This is a genomic window from Neorhizobium galegae bv. orientalis str. HAMBI 540 (genome assembly GCF_000731315.1).
Taxonomy (GTDB): domain Bacteria; phylum Pseudomonadota; class Alphaproteobacteria; order Rhizobiales; family Rhizobiaceae; genus Neorhizobium; species Neorhizobium galegae.
Genome location: NZ_HG938354.1, coordinates 497034 through 516163, shown reverse-complemented (window position 1 = coordinate 516163; position 19130 = coordinate 497034). Strand labels below are relative to the sequence as shown.

The window sequence follows — 19130 nt, the reverse complement described above, 5'->3', positions numbered from 1 at the left end:
CATGCGGATCGACGCGCATCAGCATTTCTGGCGAATTGCCGACCGGGTGGGCCAATGGCCGCCGCCCGAATTGCAGGCGATCCGTCGGGATTTCATGCCCGACGATATGCGTCCGCTTCTCGATGCGGCCGGCGTCGATGGCACGGTGCTGGTGCAGACCATGGAGAGCGAGGCGGACACCACGTTCCTGCTCGATCTCGCCGACAGGACGCCCTTCATCCTCGGCGTGGTCGGTTGGACCGATATGAAGGCGCCCGGCGCGCCGGCAGCCATCGCCCGGCTGGCCCGGCATCCGAAGCTCAAAGGGCTGCGGCCGATGCTGCAGGATATCGCCGACGACCACTGGATCGGCGATCCGGCGCTCGATGCAGCCGTGGCAGCCATGCTCGAACACCATCTGGTCTTCGATGCACTTGTGCTGCCGCGCCATCTCGAACCGCTGCTTGGTTTCACCCGGCGACACCCCGATCTGCCGATCGTGATCGACCACGGTGCCAAGCCGCCGATCTCTGAGGGCCGTTTCATCGACTGGTATGCGCGCATGAAAGTGCTCGCCGAACTGCCGAACGTTCATTGCAAGCTCTCCGGCCTGCTGACCGAGGCGGGCGACCAGAAGCCCCAGGCAGTGCGGCCTTATGCCGAAACCATATTCGACCTGTTCGGCCCCGCGCGGGTCATCTGGGGCAGCGACTGGCCGGTGCTGAGGCTTGCCGGAGATTACCAGGCCTGGCTGGATCAATGCCTCGATATCGTGCCCGCCGACGCTCATGGCGAGGTCTTCGGCGGCAGTGCCCAGCGTTTTTATCGGCTCGGAGCGTAAGAGTATGCTGACTATCATCTGCGACGAACCAGGGAAACTCAGCGCCATCGACCGTCCCAAGCCTCTTCGCGGTGAAGGCGAGGTGCTGGTGAAGCTGCGACGCATCGGCGTCTGCGGTACCGACCTGCATATCTTCACCGGCAACCAGCCCTATCTCTCCTATCCGCGCGTCATGGGCCATGAGCTTGCCGGCACGGTCGAGGAAGCGCCGGTCGGCAGCCCGCTTGAGGCGGGCGATACCGTCTCGATCATGCCTTACATCTCCTGCGGCCACTGCCATGCCTGCCTCAAGGGCCGGACCAATTGCTGCCGTAACCTCGGCGTGCTCGGGGTGCATCGCGACGGCGGCATGACCGAATATCTGAGCCTGTCGGAAGAATTCGTGTTGAAGGCCCAGGGCCTTTCGCTCGATCAGGCGGCCATGGTGGAGTTCCTGGCGATCGGCGCCCATGCGGTCGCCCGCGCCGGGATCGAGCCGGGGCAGAATGTGCTGATCACCGGCGCTGGGCCTATCGGGCTCGCGGTCGCGATCTTTGCGGCGCTCGGCGGCGGCGCGGTGACGCTCCTCGACGGCCGTGCTGACAGGCTGGATTTCGCCCGCCACCAGCTTGGGCTCGCATCCACGGTTCAACTCGGGCCGGACGACCACGCGCAGCTTTCGGCGCTGACCGGTGGCGACTTCTTCGACACCGTTTTCGATGCGACCGGCAACCCTAAAGCGATCGAACGCGGGTTCGGCTTCGTCGCCCATGGCGGCACCTACGTGCTTGTCTCGATCGTTTCCAGCGACATTACTTTCTCCGATCCGGAATTCCACAAGCGCGAGACGACGCTGCTCGGCAGCCGCAACGCGACCCGAGCGGATTTCGAGCGGGTGATGCAGGCCATGCGCGACGGCAATATCCCCGCAGCCCTGATCACCCATAGAATGATGCTGTCGGAAGTACCGGAACGTTTTGCAGGACTGACCGATCCGGCGGCCGGCGTCGTCAAGGCGCTGGTGGAAGTCTGAAGGAGGCGATGATGCAGCGTATGGGCATGGTGATCGGCATCGAGCCGCAGATGATCGCGGAATACAAGCGCCTGCACGCTGCCGTCTGGCCGGAAGTACTCGCCCTCATCAGCCGCGCCAACATCAGGAACTACACGATCTTCCTGCGCGAGCCGGAGAACCTGCTGTTCGGAACCTGGGAATATCACGGCACCGATTTTGAAGCCGACATGGCGAAAATAGCCGCCGACCCTAAAAATCAGGAATGGTGGTCTTTCACCATCCCTTGCCAGAAGCCGCTCGACAGCCGCAAAGAAGGCGAGTGGTGGGCGATGATGGAAGAGGTCTTTCATCATGATTGAGGATTTCCTCAATCAGACTGACGGCCGGCCAAACGGTATGAGAACCGGCAATTCGAGGATAAGACATGACGATCAGACTTGATGGAAAAACCGCATTCGTGACCGCCGCAGGCCAGGGTATCGGCCGGGCAGCGGCGCTCGCCTTTGCAGAAGCGGGCGCGACGGTCCATGCGACCGATATCAACGAAAGCCTGCTGGCTGCGTTGCCGAAACTCGACAATCTGAAGACGGCAAGGCTCGACGTGCTCGACAACGCGGCGATCGTCGCCTGTGTCGAGCGCATCGGCACGGTCGACATCCTCTTCAACTGCGCCGGCTTCGTCCATGGGGGCTCGATCCTCGAGATGAAGGACAGCGACTTCGATTTCGCCCTCGACCTCAACGTCCGGGCGATGATCCGCACCATCCGGGCCGTGCTGCCGGGCATGCTTGCGAAGAAGGATGGCGCGATCATCAACATGTCGTCCGTCGCTTCCAGCATCAAGGGCGTGCCGAACCGCTTCGCCTATGGCGTCACCAAGGCGGCCGTGATCGGGCTCACCAAATCCGTCGCCGCCGATTATGTGACCGACGGTATCCGCTGCAACGCCATCTGCCCCGGCACGGTCGAAAGCCCTTCGCTGCAGGACCGCATGCGGGCCCAGGGCAATTACGACGAGGCCCGCGCCGCCTTCATCGCCCGCCAGCCGATGGGCCGGCTCGGCACCCCGGAAGAAATCGCCGAGCTCGCCCTCTACCTCGCCGGCGCCACCTATACGTCAGGCCAGGCTTACGCCATCGACGGCGGCTGGACCATCTGAGGCAATACGAGAGAACCATGACCCGCATCACCGATCTCCGCGTCTTCGATCTTCGTTTCCCCACATCGCAGAGCCTCGATGGCTCCGACGCGATGAACCCGGACCCGGATTATTCGGCGGCCTATGTCATCCTCGATACCGATAGCGGAGATCTTGCCGGCCACGGCCTGACCTTCACCATCGGGCGGGGCAACGACATCTGCTGTATGGCGATCAAGGCGATGCGGCATCTGGTGGTCGGACAGGAACTCGAAACCTTCGCCAAGGCGCCCGGAAAGTTCTGGCGGCACCTGACCAGCGACAGCCAGCTGCGCTGGATCGGGCCGGATAAGGGCGCCATCCACCTCGCCACCGGCGCGGTCGTCAACGCCTTCTGGGATCTTCTCGCCAAGCAGAAGGGCAAGCCGGTCTGGCAGCTGGTTGCGGAGATGTCGGCCGAAGAGATCGCCGATATCGTCGACTACCGTTACCTGACCGACGTGCTGTCGCGCGAGGATGCGCTGGCGATCCTGAAACGGGCGGAAGTGGGCAAGGCAGAGCGTATCGAGGTGCTGAAGCGCGAGGGTTATGCCTGCTATACGACGTCGGCCGGCTGGCTCGGTTATCCGGAAGAGAAGCTGCGCCGGCTGTGCAGGCAAGCCGTCGATGCAGGCTTCAACCATGTGAAGATGAAGGTCGGACGCGATCTCGAAGACGATATCAGGCGCCTGACCATCGCCCGCGAAGTGATCGGTCCCGACCGCTACCTGATGATCGATGCCAACCAGGTATGGGAAGTCGATCAGGCGATCGACTGGGTCAACAAACTTGCCTTTGCAAAACCCTTCTTCATCGAGGAGCCGACCAGCCCGGACGACATTGCCGGCCACCGAAAAATCCGCGAGGCGATCGGTCCCGTAAAGGTCGCGACCGGCGAAATGTGCCAGAACCGCATCATGTTCAAGCAATTCATCGCCGAAGGCGCGATCGACATCGTTCAGATCGATTCATGCCGCATGGGCGGCCTGAACGAGGTTCTGGCGGTGCTGCTGGTCGCCGCGAAATACGGTCTTCCCGTCTGGCCGCATGCCGGCGGCGTCGGTCTCTGCGAATATGTGCAGCATCTGTCGATGATCGACTACATCGCCGTATCCGGCACCAAGGAAGGCCGGGTGATCGAATATGTCGATCATCTGCACGAGCACTTCGTCGAGCCCTGCATCATTGAAAACGCGGCCTATATGCCGCCGGCGCGGCCCGGTTTCTCGATCGAGATGAAACCGCAATCGATCGCCGACTACACGTTCCAGGGCTAGAGTTTCTCAAGCTCCGCATTCACCCGCGCACGCCATGCGCCATTCTCCGTGAGAGCCTGGGGGAACAGGCCCGCAATTGCAAAGAAGGGTGCCGACGGATCGTCTGCCGTCATCCCGGCGGCGGCAGCCTTGAGCTCGGTCGCGCGCGGATCGTTGATCTCCGCCGCCTTGCGAACATAGGCGATCCAGAGAGCCACAACGTAAGCCGCAGACGACGCATCTCCACCATTCGCCAGGGCTTCCACTGCCCCTGCGAAGATGCGCTGCGGCAGTTTCTGGGTGCCGTCCATGGCGATCTGCTGCGTCTTGTGGGCGATCGTCGGGTTCTCGAAGCGCTCGATCAGCTGGTCCATGTAACCGTCGAGATCGATGCCCGGCACCGGATCGAGCGTCTTCACCGCCTCCGCCATGTGGCGGCGCACCAGTGCCCGGTATTCCGGCACGGCCATGACGTCGCGGACGAAGGTGAGGTCCTTCAGCTGGCCGAGATAGGCGACCAGCGAATGTGAGCCGTTGAGCAGCCGCAGCTTCATCTTCTCGTAAGGCTCGACATCGTCGACGAAAAGCGCGCCGCCGGCTTCCCATTTCGGCCGGCCGGCGAGAAAATGGTCTTCAACCACCCATTGCATGAAGGGTTCGGTGCTGAGCGCCAGCCTGTCTTCGGCGCCGATCAGCTTTTCTGCAAGGCCACGGGTTACGTCGGTCGTGGCCGGCACGATGCGGTCGACCATGCTGGACGGAAACGCGCCTTGGCCGGCGATCCAGTTGGCGAGCGCCGGATCGCCGGCACCCGCCATCTCGATCACCAGTTTGCGGACGATGCGGCCGTTGGTCGGCAGGTTGTCGCAGCAAAGCACCGTGAAGGGCGGTAGGCCGGCGGCGTGGCGGCGCGAAAAACCTTCGACCAGATAACCGATCACACCGGTCGGCGATGTCGGGTCGGCAAGATCGGCTTTGACCGACGGATGGTTGCGATCGAGACCGCCCGAGACCGGATCGATGCCATAGGCCTTTTCGGTGACGGTGATGGTGACGATCCGGATGGTCGGATCGGCCAGTAGAGCCAGGATTTCCGCCTGGTCTTCGGTGCCGGAAAGGCCCCTGATCACCGAGCCGACGACCTGGGCTCTGTCTCCGGCAGCGCTGCTGGCGACGACCGAATAAACCCCGTCCTGTGCCGCGAGATCACGGACGATATCGACCGAGCGTAAGCTGACGCCGACAATCCCCCAGTCACCGAACTCGGCGGCCAATGCGGCGTCGGTATAGACCGCCTGATGGGCCCGGTGGAACGCGCCGAGGCCGATATGCAGGATGCCGGGCTTCAGAAGGGCTCTGTCGTAACCGGATGCTGCGACATCTGCGGGAAGTTCGGTGGAGGCGGAAAGGCGTGGCATTCTGATCATGATGCCCGGCATGAGCGGACATCCTCCCTTGATTGACGGAGAAGTCATAGCCTTGCCGAAGCGCACGGGTCAACGGCAGACTTGGGACGTTCGCGGCCACATCGCCCGATGCCGCACCGACCACGCGGCTTTCGCAGATAACGCCCCTTGGCAGCGGTTTTTCCGATATTATCTCCGGTCATGGCATCCGCTTTTTTTACGCCAGGAGACCGAACATGACCGCCCCGCATCCCTCGAAGACGCATATCGGCAATCACAAGCTCCATCCCGAAACGCAGATGCTGAACTATGGCTACGACCCGGAGCTTTCCGAAGGCGCGGTGAAGCCGCCGGTGTTTCTCACCTCCACCTTCGTGTTCAAGTCCGCCGAGGAGGGCCGCGACTTCTTCGACTTCGTTTCCGGGCGCCGGGAACCGCCGGCGGGCACCGGGGCGGGGCTGGTCTATTCGCGCTTCAACCATCCCAACAGCGAGATCGTCGAGGACCGGCTGGCGGTCTATGAGCAGGCGGAGAGCTGCGTGCTGTTTTCCTCCGGCATGTCGGCGATCGCCACGACGCTGATGGCGTTCGTCAGGCCGGGCGACTGCGTGCTGCACTCGCAACCGCTTTACGGAGGCACCGAAACGCTACTTTCGAAAACCTTCCTCAACATGGGCGTCGCGGCGGTCGGGTTTGCAGACGGGGTCAACGAGCAGTCGGTAACGGCGGCGGCCGAGGAGGCGATGGGCAGGGGCCGCGTCTCGGTGATCCTGATCGAGACGCCAGCGAACCCGACCAACAGCCTGGTGGACGTGGCGATGATCCGCCGGGTGGCCGAGGCGATCGGCAAAAAACAGGGGCACCGTCCGGTGATCGTCTGCGACAACACGTTGCTCGGCCCAGTCTTCCAGCGGCCGATCGAGCATGGGGCGGATATCTCGCTCTATTCGCTGACCAAATATGTCGGCGGCCATTCAGACCTGATCGCCGGCGCCGCACTCGGCTCCAAGGCGGTGATGAAACAGGTGAAGGCGCTGCGCGGGGCGATCGGCACGCAGCTCGACCCGCATTCCTGCTGGATGCTCGGCCGCAGCCTGGAAACGCTGTCGATCCGCATGGAAAAGGCCAATACCAACGCGCTCGCCGTCGCCGACTTCCTGCGCGGGCATCCGAATGTCGAGAGCATCCACTACCTGCCCTATCACGACCCGGCATCGCCGGTCGGACAAGTGTTTGCGGCGCAGTGCACGGGCGGCGGCTCGACCTTCTCCTTCGACATCAGGGGCGGCCAGCCGGCCTCGTTCCGGTTTTTGAACGCGCTGCAGATCTTCAAGCTGGCGGTGAGCCTCGGGGGCACGGAATCGCTTGCCAGCCACCCGGCGACCATGACCCATTCCGGCGTGCCCGCCGAAGTGCGCCAGAGGATCGGCGTGCTCGATTCGACCATCCGCCTGTCGATCGGCATCGAGCACCCCGACGACCTGATCGCCGACCTGACGATCGCGCTCGACAAAGCGTGAGCGGTGGACAGTGGCGCCTGGGACCGGCCGGCATCGGGGCCGTCATTCGCCTGTGTCCCCAGTTTTCCGGCCGCCGTCGTATTTCGGTTGTTGTCTGCCTTTGAAAAAGGCAGACAAATCCTGCCATTCATTGGCCTTTCCGCCCAATGACGACGATCGATACATAGGAAAGATCACGAGGCTCAAAGAAGGACAAAGGACATGGGCGGGATCGTTCCTGAAGGGTATACGAGGCACGCCGCTGATGCCGTACATCTAGTGTCGCCAGACTGTCGCGGAGGCAAGTAAAATCGGCCGAAGACCATTTCGAGGCCCTAAAGGCGGTATTGAAGAAAAGAAGAGGTAAATTGCGGCCTCGCGGCGAGGAGGATAGAGGCTTCTAAGGACGGCAGCTATTTGTATCGAAAAAGATCGGGCATTTATGGGTGACAATCAGGATGAATTGGTCAAAACGAGAGCGGTCTCTGATGGGAGCTTAATCGATTCCGTTGGTGGTTCTATTGGCAATGTGGAGATGAGAAATCGAGCCGCGGACGGACTCCGGGGAATAGCCTCCGTGGTTGTTGCTCTCTCCCACTTTGTTCATGCTTTCTGGCCTGCGCTAATGCGAAACGACTCCGCAGACCCAGAACTCAATGTGCAGCGAATGACCCTTATTGAGCGGGTTCTCGGTAGCCCGCCAGCGACCATTTTTTTTAATGGCCATTTCGCAGTTTTGATATTCTTTGTCCTTTCCGGTTTCGTTCTTAGCCGGCCGGCGATCGACGGGAAGCACAACACCTTACGGTCGCGTGCTTGGGGAAGATATTTCAGGCTTAACATTCCAATTGCCGTCGCAAGCCTCCTATCCTGGCTAATCCTAACGGCGGGCCTTAACTGGAACCATGAAGCGGCTATACTTTCCTCGTCGGATTGGTTCGGAGAATATTTTCAGCGCGATATTTCTCTCCTGACCTTATTGAAAGCGAGCTTATATGCCGGTCTTTTGGGGTCAACGGTTTTGATCCCCCCTGTCTGGTCGCTGAAAGTAGAGTTCCTCGGATCGCTGCTATTGCTCAGTGCTCTTGCCCTTTCGCCCTCGAGAAGAGGCAATCTTTTATCTTTGGCCGCCTGCTCGCTTGGTATCGTCCTTCTTAAGCCAGATGACTTCATCTTCTTCTTGTGTTTCTTTGCCGGCGCTGCGCTGAACTACGTCCGCATATCAGTTGTGGCTGGAGTTATTTGTACTGCCCTGGGTCTGATGCTCGGTGCTTATCGATCCAGCGATGGGCTATTTATTTGGGTACCAATCTTTCCTTCTGCCAACACTGCCTACAATGCGGTTGGCGCTGTCCTTTTGGTGGCAGCAGTGTGCAGGGCAGGAACCGCTGAAAGGTTTTTACAATCTTCAATTCCGCAATTCCTGGGAAGAATATCTTACTCGCTATACCTACTTCATTTTATTGTTCTCTGCACTATCGCCAGCTACACCGTCGTCCTAGTGGGCGTTAATCCTATTGGACTCACCCTTTCTCTAGCCGCGTACTTACTTGTAACTATTATCTTATCCGTGGCCTTTACCCGTTACATCGACAGTTACGCTATCAATTCCGGCCACAAATTCTCCCTCTTCGTGGGGTTAGCGGATAAGGCTAAATCAAATTGATGGGCCCCTCACCGCTTCGTCGAAAGCCCACGCAGTGTTACAACGAAAGTCAGACCTTATGCGATTGGGAACAAAAGTGTCGGTCAGCCCTCGAGGGATTTCCAGAGAAGAAACACCACGGGCCCCTGGTTGCGGCTCAAGGGCCGAGCTGAATGCAATGTGGTTCTAAGAAAGCTTTGAGTTCAAAAATATGCAGACGATGTGCTTTGATAGATTGGAGAAGTCTAGGCATCTGAAACGGCTGGAAGATGACTCAATCTTTATAATGCGCGAGGTGGCGGCCGAATTCAAAAAACCAGTAATGCTCTATTCGGTCGGCAAAGATTCGTCGGTGATGCTGCATCTGGCGATGAAGGCATTTTATCCTTCCAAGCCGCCATTTCCGCTCCTGCATATCGACACGACCTGGAAATTTCGGGAGATGATCGACTTCCGCGACCGCATGGCGATGGAGCGAGGCCTAAGTCTGATCACACACACCAACCAGGAAGGGCTACGCGACAACATTAATCCGTTCGAATATGGATCGAGCATTTATACCAACGTTATGAAGACGGATGCGCTCCGGCAGGCGCTTGATGCGGGAGGTTTTGACGCGGCCTTCGGTGGCGCTCGTCGCGACGAGGAGAAGACTCGCGCCAAGGAGCGCATTTTTTCCTTTCGCACTGCCAATCACACCTGGAATCCCAAGAACCAGCGTCCTGAACTCTGGAACCTTTACAATACCCGAGTGAAGTCGAGCGAATCGATCAGGGTCTTTCCGCTGTCGAACTGGACCGAGCTCGACATTTGGCAATATATCCTGCTCGAAAACATACCGATCGTTCCTCTCTATTTAGCATCCAAACGTCCAGTCGTAGAACGGGACGGGCAGTGGATCATGGTTGATGACGAACGGCTACCGCTGCAGCCGGGTGAAAAGCCGCGGATGAAGTCAGTGCGCTTCCGTACCCTCGGTTGCTACCCGCTAACCGCCGCTATCGAGTCGGAGGCATGCACAGTGGAGGAAATCATCGCGGAGATGCTGGTCGCGCGCACCTCGGAACGCTCGGGGCGGCTGATCGATCATGACGATGAGGGCTCACTGGAAAGAAAGAAACGCCAAGGATACTTCTGATGAACGCTAGCATTGACGGGCAGTTTCATACCTCGACTCTCGCCGAATATCTGGCCGCCCAGAATGATATGGATCTCCTGCGCTTCCTGACGTGCGGCAGCGTTGACGACGGAAAGTCATCCCTGATAGGCCGCCTACTCTACGACACCAACCTAATTTTCGAGGACCAACTCGCCGGTATTGAGCGCGATTCTAGAAGGTTTGGCACGACCGGTGAGGACACGGATCTCGCCCTTTTGGTCGATGGTCTGCAGGCCGAGCGCGAACAGGGTATCACGATTGACGTCGCCTATCGCTTCTTCACTACCGACAAACGAAAGTTCATTGTGGCCGATACACCAGGCCATGAGCAATACACCCGCAATATGGCGACGGGCGCGTCGAACTCTGATGTCGCCGTTATTCTAATCGACGCTCGCAAGGGCATCCTTTCCCAGACGCGACGCCATTCCTTCATCGTATCGTTGCTCGGGATCCGGCACGTAGTGCTCGCCGTCAACAAAATTGACTTGATTGACTACAGCCAAGAACGTTTCGATGGCATCGTTGCCGGTTATCGAGAATTTGCGTCGGACTTAGGCTTTCAGGCGCTGCAAGCGATCCCTGTATCGGCGCGCCATGGGGACAATGTTGTCACCCGTAGTTTCAACATGCCTTGGTACGAGGGCCCCCCGTTGCTTGAGCACCTGGAAGCAGTCGATATTTCCGACAATCGGAGGGAGATGCCTTTTCGTTTTCAAGTCCAGTGGGTGAACCGACCAAACCTCGATTTTCGGGGTCTTTCCGGCACCATCGCGTCCGGCACCGTTTGTCCGGGCGACGAATTAACCGTTGCCACATCCGGCAGGAGTACCAAAGTCAAATCCATTGTCACCTATGATGGCGAGTTGCCGCGTGCGATTGCTGGCCAGGCCGTGACATTGACGCTGAACGATGAGATCGACGCTTCACGCGGCGATGTACTCTGTCCACCGACATCGCGTCCCGAGGTAGCAGATCAGTTCCAAGCGCGGCTGATATGGATGAGCGAGCATGCACTCATCCCCGGCCGTCGTTTGCTGATCAAGATCGGGACGCATATCGTCGCGGCCACCGTGACCAGCATCCGCTACAAGGTCGATGTAAATACATTCGCGCGGCTTGCTGCGAAAACGCTTCAACTCAATGAAGTGGGCGTCGTGAATATCGTCACCAGCGAGCGCGTCACCTATGAGTCCTATCTCGCAAATCCCTCAATGGGTGCCTTCATTGTCATCGACCAGATGACCAATATGACCCTTGCCGCTGGCATGGTCGACCACGGTCTGTGGCGCGCGACCAACGTTCATTGGCAGGCGATAACAGTTTCTAAGGAGACCCGCGCAGAGATCAAGAGCCAGAGACCGGTACTCCTCTGGTTTACAGGGATTTCCGGGGCCGGCAAATCAACCATCGCCAACCTGGTGGAAAAAAGGCTGCTTGGTCTCGGCTACCACACCTATTTGCTCGACGGCGACAACGTACGCCAAGGGCTGAATAAGGATCTCGGCTTCACGGTTTCCGATCGGGTCGAAAACATCCGGCGAATCGCTGAGGTAGCGAAGCTTATGATAGACGCGGGCATCATCACGCTAGTTTCCTTCATTTCGCCCTTTCGCGCCGAGCGCCAATTAGCGCGCGAGTTGGTGGCTGAAAGGGAGTTCGTGGAAATTTACGTCTCTACGCCTCCTTCGGTCGCCGAGGAGCGTGATCCGAAAGGACTGTATGCCAAGGCCCGCCGCGGAGAGTTGAAAAATTTTACTGGTATTGATAGTGTCTATGAGATCCCTGACAATCCCGATCTTCTGCTAGATACGACAATCCGAAGTGCGGAAGACCTCGCGGAAGACGTATTGGCGTTTATACATACCCGGATCAAACGAGTATGAATTGCCACACCTCGTTTGTCCTTTTTTGTTACTGATGACGCCCTTTCGCCTATATTACTGTAAGGTCTCCCGACTGAAATCGAGCAAGTGTCAGGACTTGGTCGTAAGTTAGCCGCTTAGAGATCTCATTCTTTATTTTTTCCGCAACTTTGCAATCACGCTTTGCATGTCCCGGTCTTTGAAGGCTACCAAATGCAAGCGACAATGTCTCGGCAACTTCAGCTTCCGTTGGGCGAGCACTCAGCCCCATCGCCTGTATCAGTTTGGCAGGCACGTCAGAGTTTGGGCGGATGAAATCCTCATAACAGACATGAATACGCTTCCGCTCATGCATAGCGCGAAAAGCAAACACGGAGCCCAAATAATCATCCACAGCCTCTCGCACGGCAAAAAAGCATTTCACCCGTCTGCGAAACAACCGAGGCTTTACAGCAGCATAAATATGCGAAGTGATCGCTTCGAGCGGATCTCTAGTAATGAGTATGATGCCAGCTTCTGTTTCTTGCGCGTCGTGCTTAATAAATTCGCGAAGAAAATGTGATTTCCTTGCAACGCATTGTTGATCGCGAATTTTGATCAGGTTCAGACTTTGATTTGGACCTCTAAGATAAATTGGCAGGTCGTCTCTTTCCGCTCCGGGACATCCAAGTGTGGGCCTGCCGCTGAAGCGTTCAACGATTGCACGAACGGCATGGTTACCGCTTCGAGGGTATGAAATGATATGCCAGCAATTACAACGTGTCATGATATCAGTGAGGGTGACTCGGCTTTCGGGGTTTGCCATAGCTTATGAGGGACCCCTCATATATTAGCAAGTTTAGTGTTCTTGCAAGAATGTAAAATCCACCAAAAAATACGAATCGCTTGTCGCGATCCCAGCCAGCCACGTCGAACCCCGTTGCGGAGGAGACCGCCTTTTCGAGCCCCGCGCCGCTGGTCTTCCGGGGCGCGCGCCCGGAAGACCAGCGGCCGCAGCACCTGGGGACGATTCAAACGGCGCTATTGGGGAGCATTGCTCCGGTACTGACACCAGATGCGGACGAGGTGGCGTGATGGGCGGAAAGCCAGGAGGCCCAATCCGCAGGATCGGTGATGGCGAGGGCTTCGGTGGCAAGGTCCATGGGCGGCTCTCGGTTGGCGAACTGCCGGTCCGCATCGCAAGCTATTGCTCGTTGTGTTGGCAGGGATCGGCGGTCGGCGACCGGATGACAGGCTCCGACGCCTGGCGCGGTCAGTGGCGGCGCAGATTTTCCCGCGGAACGGTTCGCCGTGGGAAACGACGGGGGCCTCCACGAACATTTCAAACTCGTCCTGCACGCGGGCCGTACAGGACATGAGCCGCGTCGGCATGAGATGACCGCGAAGCGTTGGATTGACTTCGATCTTGATCTGAACGCGGCCACGCTGGCAGTGCAGCTTGGCTTCGAGGCCGCCTGGCTGGACGACGAGCGTGACCCGGGTCTTGGCGACGGTCTTCTCGATGCGGGCCCTGATCCGCTGCAGCGCTTCGGAGATCGCGGCCAAGGCGGCATCTCGTGCGTCGAATGGCAGATAGGTGAGGTCAATGTCGACGGAGAGCCTGGGAAGATCACGCTCGAAGAGATTGATCGCCGTTCCGCCTTTGAGAGCGAACACCTTCTCCTCGGCAACGAGGGGAAGGACATCCAGCAGCAACCGCACTTGGTGTCTGTATGCCTCATTCATGGACGGCCAGTTCCTTGGGCACGATCAGGCGATGTTTGGCGATATAGACGCCGCCCTTCACCATCGCTCGGTCTCCGGTCCCCAAGTCAAGCGCGTCGGTGTGCAGATGAGAGAGAACCGGCAGGGAAGCCTTGTCCGCCATGAAGAGGAAAAGACGTTTGACCTTGATGGAGGCGCAGGCTTCCAGCAGCGACTGCATCAGAGCGGGGCGCAACGTTCGAAGGCCCTCCAGCACCTCAAAGGTCTCCATCAGATCGACCGTCTTCGGTGCCAGGTGCAGACATTCGAGGATGGCGCGCTCGGCTGTCGAGGCTTTCAGCCTGAACCCGCCCATCTCGGTGTCCCGGACACCGAGATGGGCGGGCAGGAATTGTGTTTGTGTATGCCGAAGATCGACACCCCAATCATGGGTCCTGAACCAGCCGGGCAGAACGCCCCCCGTCTTGGAAAAAAGGAAGACGGTTTCGCGACCCAGCCGCATGTAATGGGCCGACCCCTCCGATGCGAGTGCGCTCAGGGCGCCGACATGGACCTGCAGATCGAGCTGGGTTTGCAGACTGTAGAGGGCGCCTTCCCAGGTCGGGGTCTCGCTGGGCCGCCGGAACACGCCCATTGCCACCGGTTCGAGCCAATGGCTGGAGACGTATTGTTGGGCGTGTTGAGGTGACACGCCCAGGCCTTTGAGCCAGGCGCTGGTCGCCACCATTCCGGGAACCCACGCATCCAAAAGTGTCCTTAGTTTTTCACCTCGTGATATAGCCATAATGTATTCCTGGCATAAATTGCACTGTTTATCAATCTATGGCGTCGCGGTCACCTTAGATTTATCGCCAGTGATACCTCTAAAATATACAGCGGTGATAAATTCTGATGCGAACAGTCGGTTCTGATGGACTTCCACGCTTTTCGCCGAGCCGCTGTGATCTTCCGTATGTGGCCAAGCCTTTTGAGGCATTGGATGAACGCCGCGTATGCTAGTAGCGGACTTTCCGACCCCAAAGTGGACCAAGAGGCCTCATTTCCTAGACAAGGTGATAGGTTCTTTTTTGAATCGCCGCCCTGTGCCGCCTATTCAAGTTTTTCCAGCTTCGCGACCGCCTTTTCGAGCCGCGCGGCGCGGATTTTCGGGGTCGTAGCTTTGAGGAGCGGCAGGACGACCGCGTACTGGCCGGTCTTGTCGAGCTTTTCGAAGGCAGCGCTGGCGGCGGCATTTTCAGCGAGCGCCGCCATCAGGTCGTCCGGCAGGCCGGCCTCGCGCTGCGGCGCATAGGCGACCACCCAGCGTCCGTCGGCCTTCGCCGCCTCGACTTCCGCCAATCCCGCCGGCTGCATCCGCCCGGCCTGCGTGAGCTGCGCCACCCGATCGACATTAAGCTTCGACCACGGGCTTTTGGCGCGGCGCGGCGAATACCGCTGCAGATAGCAGGCGGCATCGAAGCCCTTGCGCTGGCTGTCGATCCAGCCATGGCAGAGCGCCACGTCCAGCGCCTCGTCGATGGTGATCAGGGTCCGCTTCGGGTTCTTCTTGCCGATCTGCAGCCAGGCGCCGGATGAGGTGGCGTGGTGGGCGGTGAGCCAGGAGGCCCAATCCGCGGGATCGGTGAAGGCGAGGGCTTCGGTGGCAAGGTCCATGAGCGGCTCCCAGTTGGCGAACTGCCGATCCAGATCGAAAGCTATCGCTCGTTGCTTTGCCAGGATCGGCGAGTGGCGGCCGGATGACAAGCACCGGCGCCCAGCGCGCGATCAGTGGTAGCCGAGCGACTTCAACGTCATATCCATCCAGAAGAAACCCGCGACCGCAGCCACGGCGGTGATCGCAAACAAGATCCACCCCGCCGTCGTCAACGTGCTGCGCTTGACATCGCGATAGGGATAGCGGTTGCCGGTGAACAGAAAATAGACACCGAAAACCGCGCAGACCGCCAGCAGAACGACGATGCGCGGCATCCACGTGACGGTATCTGTGCCCAACTCCGCCTGGTGAAGCGGCTGCCAAACGGCCGACCATCCCACTGCCGCCCCGACAACCAGGACCAGCAAGCCACCCAGACGATATTTTACCTCTCCAAACATGACCCCTCCTGCAACCTGAGCTTGATGAATGCGGGGGAAGATAGAAGGAAAAATGGGATTGGGGAAGCGGGGTGGGAGGTGAAATCGGGCGGCCTTGGCTTGGGCAGCCGCTGCCGGAATGGGGGTAGCCGGAACGGGCCTTTTGATGGCGAGATCACCGTCATCGCCCGGCCGCAGGAGTTCCTCCCGGCTTGGGTGGAGGAGCCCATGGCTCCAGCCTTCCGCCTCAACATCACGATCTCACGGTTGTGGATCGGCGCGACATCCGACCCTTTCGCGGTGGTCAACATGATGAGGAAGGGCGCGGCTTGCCCATCGCGAACCGCCAGAAGCCGCCGCCAGGAAAACGCGCTCAATGTCAGTAAGGCAGGCCGCGAGGACGCCGCGGAGACGACATGGCGTTCAAGCAGATCTGCCGACTTTGATGAGCCGCAGCGGCGCCGGAAGGCCCGGCTTTGGAAAGCATTTCCTCCTTCACGTTTCCTCCGGCCTTGAACCCCGCGTATATTATGGCAATATACATCAATGATCGATTGGGAACTGATTGTCGGATTCGAGTGGGACGAGGCAAATGCCCGCAAGAGTGCCGACAAACACGACGTCAGCCAGAGCGAAGCTGAGCAGGTGTTCTTTAACGAGCCGCTGCTGATGATACCCGATCTGAGACATAGCTTTACCGAGCAGCGCATTCATGCGCTCGGTCGGACCGATGACGGAAGGTTGCTCCATATCACCTTCACGCTTGGGGCAAACGAAACGAGAATCCGGGTGATTTCCGCCGGGGATATGAGCCGGAAGGAGCGGAGCTATTATGAGCAGAAAGCCTGATCCCGTGCCGCACTTCAGTACGGAAGCCGAAGAGCGGACCTATTGGGAACACCATGATTCCGCTGATCATGTCGACTGGAGCAAGGCCGCGAACGTGCGATTGCCGAACCTGAAGCCGTCATCCACGTCGATCTCCTTGCGTCTGCCCAACTCGCTTCTGGAACAGATCAAGGTTGCCGCTGGCAAGCGTGATGTCCCATACCAGTCGCTGATCAAGATCTGGCTTGCCGAGAAAGTCGATACATCTGGAGCAAAACGATGATCTCTCCTCAAGCCGGCGTGTGACACGGCAATGAAGGACCCCGGCGGCCAGGACATGGTGGGCAGAAGCCCCTACCCTGAGAAGCTGAGATAGGTGGCCGTGAGCGCTACTTTGCTTCCAAAGGTGCGCTTCCGCTACTCCATAACATAGTCCGCGCGGCCTGCCCTTTGGAACCGCTTTCGGAGCCTCAAGCCGCCTCCCCCACCTTCGCATACGGGTCAAACCGCCCATAAAACGTCTCGCCCTTCGCCGCCATGTCCTTCAAGAGCGGTGTCGGCTTGAAGTGGGGGCCGTAGCTTGCGGCCAGCTTTTCGCAGAGGGCGACAAAGTTCTTCACACCCATGCCGTCGATGTAGGAGAGCGTGCCGCCGGTATAGGGGGCGAAGCCGAAGCCGAGGATGGAGCCGACGTCGGCTTCGCGCGGATCGGTGACGATGCCTTCCTCGACGGTGCGGGCGGCTTCGAGCGCGATCGTCACCAGCAGGCGCTGTTTCAGGACGCTAACATCCACCTCCGAGGCCTTTTTCTGCGGGTAGAGGGTTTTCAGCTCGGGCCAGAGGAATTTCTTGGCGGGCTTGGCCGGGTATTCGTAAAAGCCCTTCGAATTCTTGCGGCCGCGGCGGTCGAACACGTCGACCAGCTGGTCGACGAGCGCCATGTGCTCCGGCTTGACGGCGTTGGGGCCGAGATCGGCGATCGAGGCCTTCATGATCTTCTGGGACAGATCGACGGCGACCTCGTCGTTGAGCGACAACGGGCCGACCGGCATGCCGGCCATCTTTGCGGCATTCTCGATCATCGCCGCCGGCACGCCTTCGATGAGCATGTCATAGGCTTCGTTGATATACCGGAAGACGCAGCGGTTGACATAAAAGCCGCGGGTATCGTTGACGACGATCGGGGTCTTCTTGATCGCGGCGACGAAATCGAGCGCCACGGCGAGCGCCTTGTCTCCCGATTTTTCGCCGAGGATGACCTCGGTCAGCATCATCTTTTCGACCGGCGAGAAAAAATGCACGCCGATGAACTGGTCGGCACGCTTCGAATTCTCCGCAAGGCCGGTGATCGGCAGGGTGGATGTGTTGGAGGCAAAGATGGTGGTTTCCGGGATGACCGCTTCGACCGCCTCGATGACCGCCTTCTTCACCGCGCGATCCTCGAACACCGCCTCGACGACGAGGCTTGCGTCGGACAGCGCCTTGTAATCCGGGGTGGGGGTAATCAGCGCGAGAAGCTTTTCGCCCTCCTCCTTGGTCATCCGGCCCTTGCCGACCTGATCGGCCACCAGCTTTTCGGAATGGGCCTTGCCCTTCTCGGCGGCTTCTTGGGTCTGGTCGACGAGGATGACGGGAATGCCGGCGGCGGCCGTCACATAGGCGATCGAGGCGCCCATGAAGCCGGCGCCGACGACGCCGATCTTGGAGAACTCCGTCTTCGGGATACCGGCCGGGCGGCGGGCGCCCTTGCCGAGCTCCTGCATGGAGACGAACAGAGAGCGGATCATCGAAAACGCTTCGGTGGTGCGCAGGATCTCGGTGAAATACCGCTGCTCGACCTTGAGGCCTGTATCGAAGGGAAGCTGCAGGCCTTCATAGACGCATTTCAGGATGGCGAGCGCACCCGGATAGTTGCCGGCGCTTTCGCGGCGCAGGATGGCGGGGGCGGCTGGCCAGAGCTGGGCTGCAGCGGGCGTCCAGATGCCGCCACCGGGGACCTTGAAACCCTTTTCGTCCCAGGGGGCGACCGCTTTGAGGCCGTCCTTGATCATCTGCTTGGCGGCATTGATCAGCTCGGCGGGCTCGACGACCTGGTGCACGAGGCCCATGGCCTTGGCGCGCTGGGCGGTCAGCGACGAACCTGTGGTCATCATCTGCAGGGCGTCCTGGGCGTTGGCCAGCCGCGGCACGCGCTGGGTGCCGCCGGCGCCCGGGAAGATGCCGACCTTGACTTCCGGCAGCGCGATTTTTACCGACTTGGAATTGGCGGCAACGCGGCCGTGGCAGGCGAGCGACAGCTCGAACGCCCCGCCCATGCAGGTGCCGTTGATCGCCGAAACCCACGGCTTGCCGTTGGTCTCGACCTTGCGCCACAGCCACGACATGCGGCCGGCGGCATCGAACAGCTTTTGCGCGGCGGTCGCCGGGTCCCTGGCCTGCTCCTCGGCGAGCATCGAGAACATCGACTTGATCATGGTGAGATCGGCGCCGCCGGAGAAGGACGACTTGCCGGACGTGAAGACGACGCCCTTGACGGCCGCATCCGCAACCGTCACATCGACGATCGCGTCGATCTCGTCCATCACTTCCATGGTGAAGACGTTCATGGATTTGTCAGGCATGTCCCAGGTAACGAGAGCAATGCCGTCCGCGTCGGTTTCGACGGTGAAGTTCTTGTAGGTGCTCATGATGGGATTTCCTCTTC

Annotated in this window: 19 protein-coding genes; 12 read left to right on the top strand and 7 right to left on the bottom strand. The window is 59.5% G+C overall.

Translation table 11 applies throughout. The features are described from left to right. The first annotated feature begins 1 nt into the window (after position 1). The 5 genes from RG540_RS25020 (at position 2) to RG540_RS25000 (ending at position 4268) form a co-directional block, all read left to right on the top strand. Positions 2-820, top strand: coding sequence for an amidohydrolase family protein (locus RG540_RS25020; protein WP_041364558.1), 819 nt, complete (start codon positions 2-4; stop codon positions 818-820). Between the two features lie 4 nt (positions 821-824). Further along, positions 825-1832 carry a zinc-binding alcohol dehydrogenase family protein gene (locus RG540_RS25015; protein ID WP_041364557.1) on the top strand — a complete coding sequence of 336 codons (1008 nt, stop codon included), beginning with the start codon at positions 825-827 and terminating at the stop codon, positions 1830-1832. Between the two features lie 11 nt (positions 1833-1843). Continuing rightward, positions 1844-2173 (top strand): L-rhamnose mutarotase, encoded by a 330-nt coding sequence (locus RG540_RS25010; RefSeq protein WP_041364556.1) that lies wholly within the window; start codon positions 1844-1846, stop codon positions 2171-2173. 65 nt (positions 2174-2238) lie between these two features. Beyond that, positions 2239-2973, top strand: coding sequence for an SDR family oxidoreductase (locus tag RG540_RS25005; protein ID WP_041364554.1), 735 nt, complete (start codon positions 2239-2241; stop codon positions 2971-2973). A gap of 17 nt (positions 2974-2990) precedes the next feature. Further along, positions 2991-4268 (top strand): L-fuconate dehydratase, encoded by a 1278-nt coding sequence (locus RG540_RS25000; protein WP_041364553.1) that lies wholly within the window; start codon positions 2991-2993, stop codon positions 4266-4268. Here the strand turns inward: RG540_RS25000 and RG540_RS24995 are convergent. Continuing rightward, a complete protein-coding gene (locus tag RG540_RS24995) occupies positions 4265-5686 on the bottom strand; it encodes a mannitol dehydrogenase family protein (RefSeq protein WP_244446761.1) in 1422 nt (473 codons plus the stop codon). The two genes, RG540_RS25000 and RG540_RS24995, sit on opposite strands and share 4 nt — an antisense overlap. A gap of 203 nt (positions 5687-5889) precedes the next feature. Between RG540_RS24995 and RG540_RS24990 the strand changes: the two genes are divergently transcribed. The 4 genes from RG540_RS24990 to cysN all read left to right on the top strand — a co-directional run bounded on the left by RG540_RS24990 (position 5890) and on the right by cysN (position 11842). Next, on the top strand, positions 5890-7173 hold the full coding sequence (locus RG540_RS24990) for a cystathionine gamma-synthase family protein (RefSeq protein ID WP_041364551.1): 1284 nt from the start codon (positions 5890-5892) through the stop codon (positions 7171-7173). 421 nt (positions 7174-7594) lie between these two features. Next, positions 7595-8818 carry an acyltransferase family protein gene (locus tag RG540_RS24985; protein WP_051909746.1) on the top strand — a complete coding sequence of 408 codons (1224 nt, stop codon included), beginning with the start codon at positions 7595-7597 and terminating at the stop codon, positions 8816-8818. Between the two features lie 199 nt (positions 8819-9017). Further along, positions 9018-9935, top strand: coding sequence for a sulfate adenylyltransferase subunit CysD (gene cysD / locus RG540_RS24980; RefSeq protein WP_041366308.1), 918 nt, complete (start codon positions 9018-9020; stop codon positions 9933-9935). Then, complete coding sequence (gene cysN, locus RG540_RS24975) at positions 9935-11842, top strand: sulfate adenylyltransferase subunit CysN (RefSeq protein WP_041364550.1); 1908 nt, start codon at positions 9935-9937, stop codon at positions 11840-11842. The genes cysD and cysN overlap by 1 nt, the downstream gene beginning before the upstream one ends. Before the next feature lie 49 nt (positions 11843-11891). Here cysN and RG540_RS32485 read toward each other — a convergent pair whose 3' ends face one another. The 5 genes from RG540_RS32485 to RG540_RS24950 all read right to left on the bottom strand — a co-directional run bounded on the left by RG540_RS32485 (position 11892) and on the right by RG540_RS24950 (position 15619). After that, positions 11892-12626, bottom strand: a complete 735-nt coding sequence (locus tag RG540_RS32485) for a hypothetical protein (RefSeq protein WP_157884676.1) — start codon at positions 12624-12626, stop codon at positions 11892-11894. Positions 12627-12841: 215 nt separating this feature from the next. After that, positions 12842-13546 (bottom strand): nucleotidyl transferase AbiEii/AbiGii toxin family protein, encoded by a 705-nt coding sequence (locus tag RG540_RS24965; RefSeq protein ID WP_051909744.1) that lies wholly within the window; start codon positions 13544-13546, stop codon positions 12842-12844. Next, positions 13539-14309 (bottom strand): type IV toxin-antitoxin system AbiEi family antitoxin, encoded by a 771-nt coding sequence (locus RG540_RS24960; protein ID WP_041364547.1) that lies wholly within the window; start codon positions 14307-14309, stop codon positions 13539-13541. Before RG540_RS24960 ends, RG540_RS24965 begins: the two co-directional genes overlap by 8 nt. A gap of 305 nt (positions 14310-14614) precedes the next feature. After that, positions 14615-15178: a YdeI/OmpD-associated family protein gene (locus RG540_RS24955; protein ID WP_041364545.1), complete on the bottom strand. Its 564-nt coding sequence runs from the start codon at positions 15176-15178 to the stop codon at positions 14615-14617. A gap of 111 nt (positions 15179-15289) precedes the next feature. Then, positions 15290-15619 carry a hypothetical protein gene (locus tag RG540_RS24950; protein ID WP_041364544.1) on the bottom strand — a complete coding sequence of 110 codons (330 nt, stop codon included), beginning with the start codon at positions 15617-15619 and terminating at the stop codon, positions 15290-15292. A gap of 207 nt (positions 15620-15826) precedes the next feature. Between RG540_RS24950 and RG540_RS32480 the strand changes: the two genes are divergently transcribed. Genes RG540_RS32480 through RG540_RS24935 form a run of 3 tightly spaced genes read left to right on the top strand, consistent with a single transcriptional unit; the run spans position 15827 to position 16709 of the window. Beyond that, positions 15827-16114 carry a hypothetical protein gene (locus tag RG540_RS32480; RefSeq protein ID WP_157884675.1) on the top strand — a complete coding sequence of 96 codons (288 nt, stop codon included), beginning with the start codon at positions 15827-15829 and terminating at the stop codon, positions 16112-16114. 30 nt (positions 16115-16144) lie between these two features. After that, a complete protein-coding gene (locus RG540_RS24940) occupies positions 16145-16447 on the top strand; it encodes a BrnT family toxin (RefSeq protein ID WP_041364542.1) in 303 nt (100 codons plus the stop codon). After that, complete coding sequence (locus tag RG540_RS24935) at positions 16431-16709, top strand: BrnA antitoxin family protein (protein ID WP_041364541.1); 279 nt, start codon at positions 16431-16433, stop codon at positions 16707-16709. Before RG540_RS24940 ends, RG540_RS24935 begins: the two co-directional genes overlap by 17 nt. Before the next feature lie 187 nt (positions 16710-16896). Here the strand turns inward: RG540_RS24935 and RG540_RS24930 are convergent, their stop codons facing one another. Continuing rightward, on the bottom strand, positions 16897-19113 hold the full coding sequence (locus RG540_RS24930) for a 3-hydroxyacyl-CoA dehydrogenase NAD-binding domain-containing protein (RefSeq protein ID WP_041364540.1): 2217 nt from the start codon (positions 19111-19113) through the stop codon (positions 16897-16899). Between the last annotated feature and the right edge of the window lie 17 nt (positions 19114-19130).

Bases quoted from the DNA above. Each gene is read 5' to 3' on its own strand.
- RG540_RS25020 (WP_041364558.1), top strand. From the start codon at position 2: ATGCGGATCGACGCGCATCAGCATTTCTGGCGAATTGCCGACCGGGTG.
- RG540_RS25015 (WP_041364557.1), top strand. From the start codon at position 825: ATGCTGACTATCATCTGCGACGAACCAGGGAAACTCAGCGCCATCGAC.
- RG540_RS25010 (WP_041364556.1), top strand. From the start codon at position 1,844: ATGCAGCGTATGGGCATGGTGATCGGCATCGAGCCGCAGATGATCGCG.
- RG540_RS25005 (WP_041364554.1), top strand. From the start codon at position 2,239: ATGACGATCAGACTTGATGGAAAAACCGCATTCGTGACCGCCGCAGGC.
- RG540_RS25000 (WP_041364553.1), top strand. From the start codon at position 2,991: ATGACCCGCATCACCGATCTCCGCGTCTTCGATCTTCGTTTCCCCACA.
- RG540_RS24995 (WP_244446761.1), bottom strand. From the start codon at position 5,686: ATGCCGGGCATCATGATCAGAATGCCACGCCTTTCCGCCTCCACCGAA.
- RG540_RS24990 (WP_041364551.1), top strand. From the start codon at position 5,890: ATGACCGCCCCGCATCCCTCGAAGACGCATATCGGCAATCACAAGCTC.
- RG540_RS24985 (WP_051909746.1), top strand. From the start codon at position 7,595: ATGGGTGACAATCAGGATGAATTGGTCAAAACGAGAGCGGTCTCTGAT.
- cysD (WP_041366308.1), top strand. From the start codon at position 9,018: ATGTGCTTTGATAGATTGGAGAAGTCTAGGCATCTGAAACGGCTGGAA.
- cysN (WP_041364550.1), top strand. From the start codon at position 9,935: ATGAACGCTAGCATTGACGGGCAGTTTCATACCTCGACTCTCGCCGAA.
- RG540_RS32485 (WP_157884676.1), bottom strand. From the start codon at position 12,626: ATGGCAAACCCCGAAAGCCGAGTCACCCTCACTGATATCATGACACGT.
- RG540_RS24965 (WP_051909744.1), bottom strand. From the start codon at position 13,546: ATGAATGAGGCATACAGACACCAAGTGCGGTTGCTGCTGGATGTCCTT.
- RG540_RS24960 (WP_041364547.1), bottom strand. From the start codon at position 14,309: ATGGCTATATCACGAGGTGAAAAACTAAGGACACTTTTGGATGCGTGG.
- RG540_RS24955 (WP_041364545.1), bottom strand. From the start codon at position 15,178: ATGGACCTTGCCACCGAAGCCCTCGCCTTCACCGATCCCGCGGATTGG.
- RG540_RS24950 (WP_041364544.1), bottom strand. From the start codon at position 15,619: ATGTTTGGAGAGGTAAAATATCGTCTGGGTGGCTTGCTGGTCCTGGTT.
- RG540_RS32480 (WP_157884675.1), top strand. From the start codon at position 15,827: ATGGCTCCAGCCTTCCGCCTCAACATCACGATCTCACGGTTGTGGATC.
- RG540_RS24940 (WP_041364542.1), top strand. From the start codon at position 16,145: ATGATCGATTGGGAACTGATTGTCGGATTCGAGTGGGACGAGGCAAAT.
- RG540_RS24935 (WP_041364541.1), top strand. From the start codon at position 16,431: ATGAGCAGAAAGCCTGATCCCGTGCCGCACTTCAGTACGGAAGCCGAA.
- RG540_RS24930 (WP_041364540.1), bottom strand. From the start codon at position 19,113: ATGAGCACCTACAAGAACTTCACCGTCGAAACCGACGCGGACGGCATT.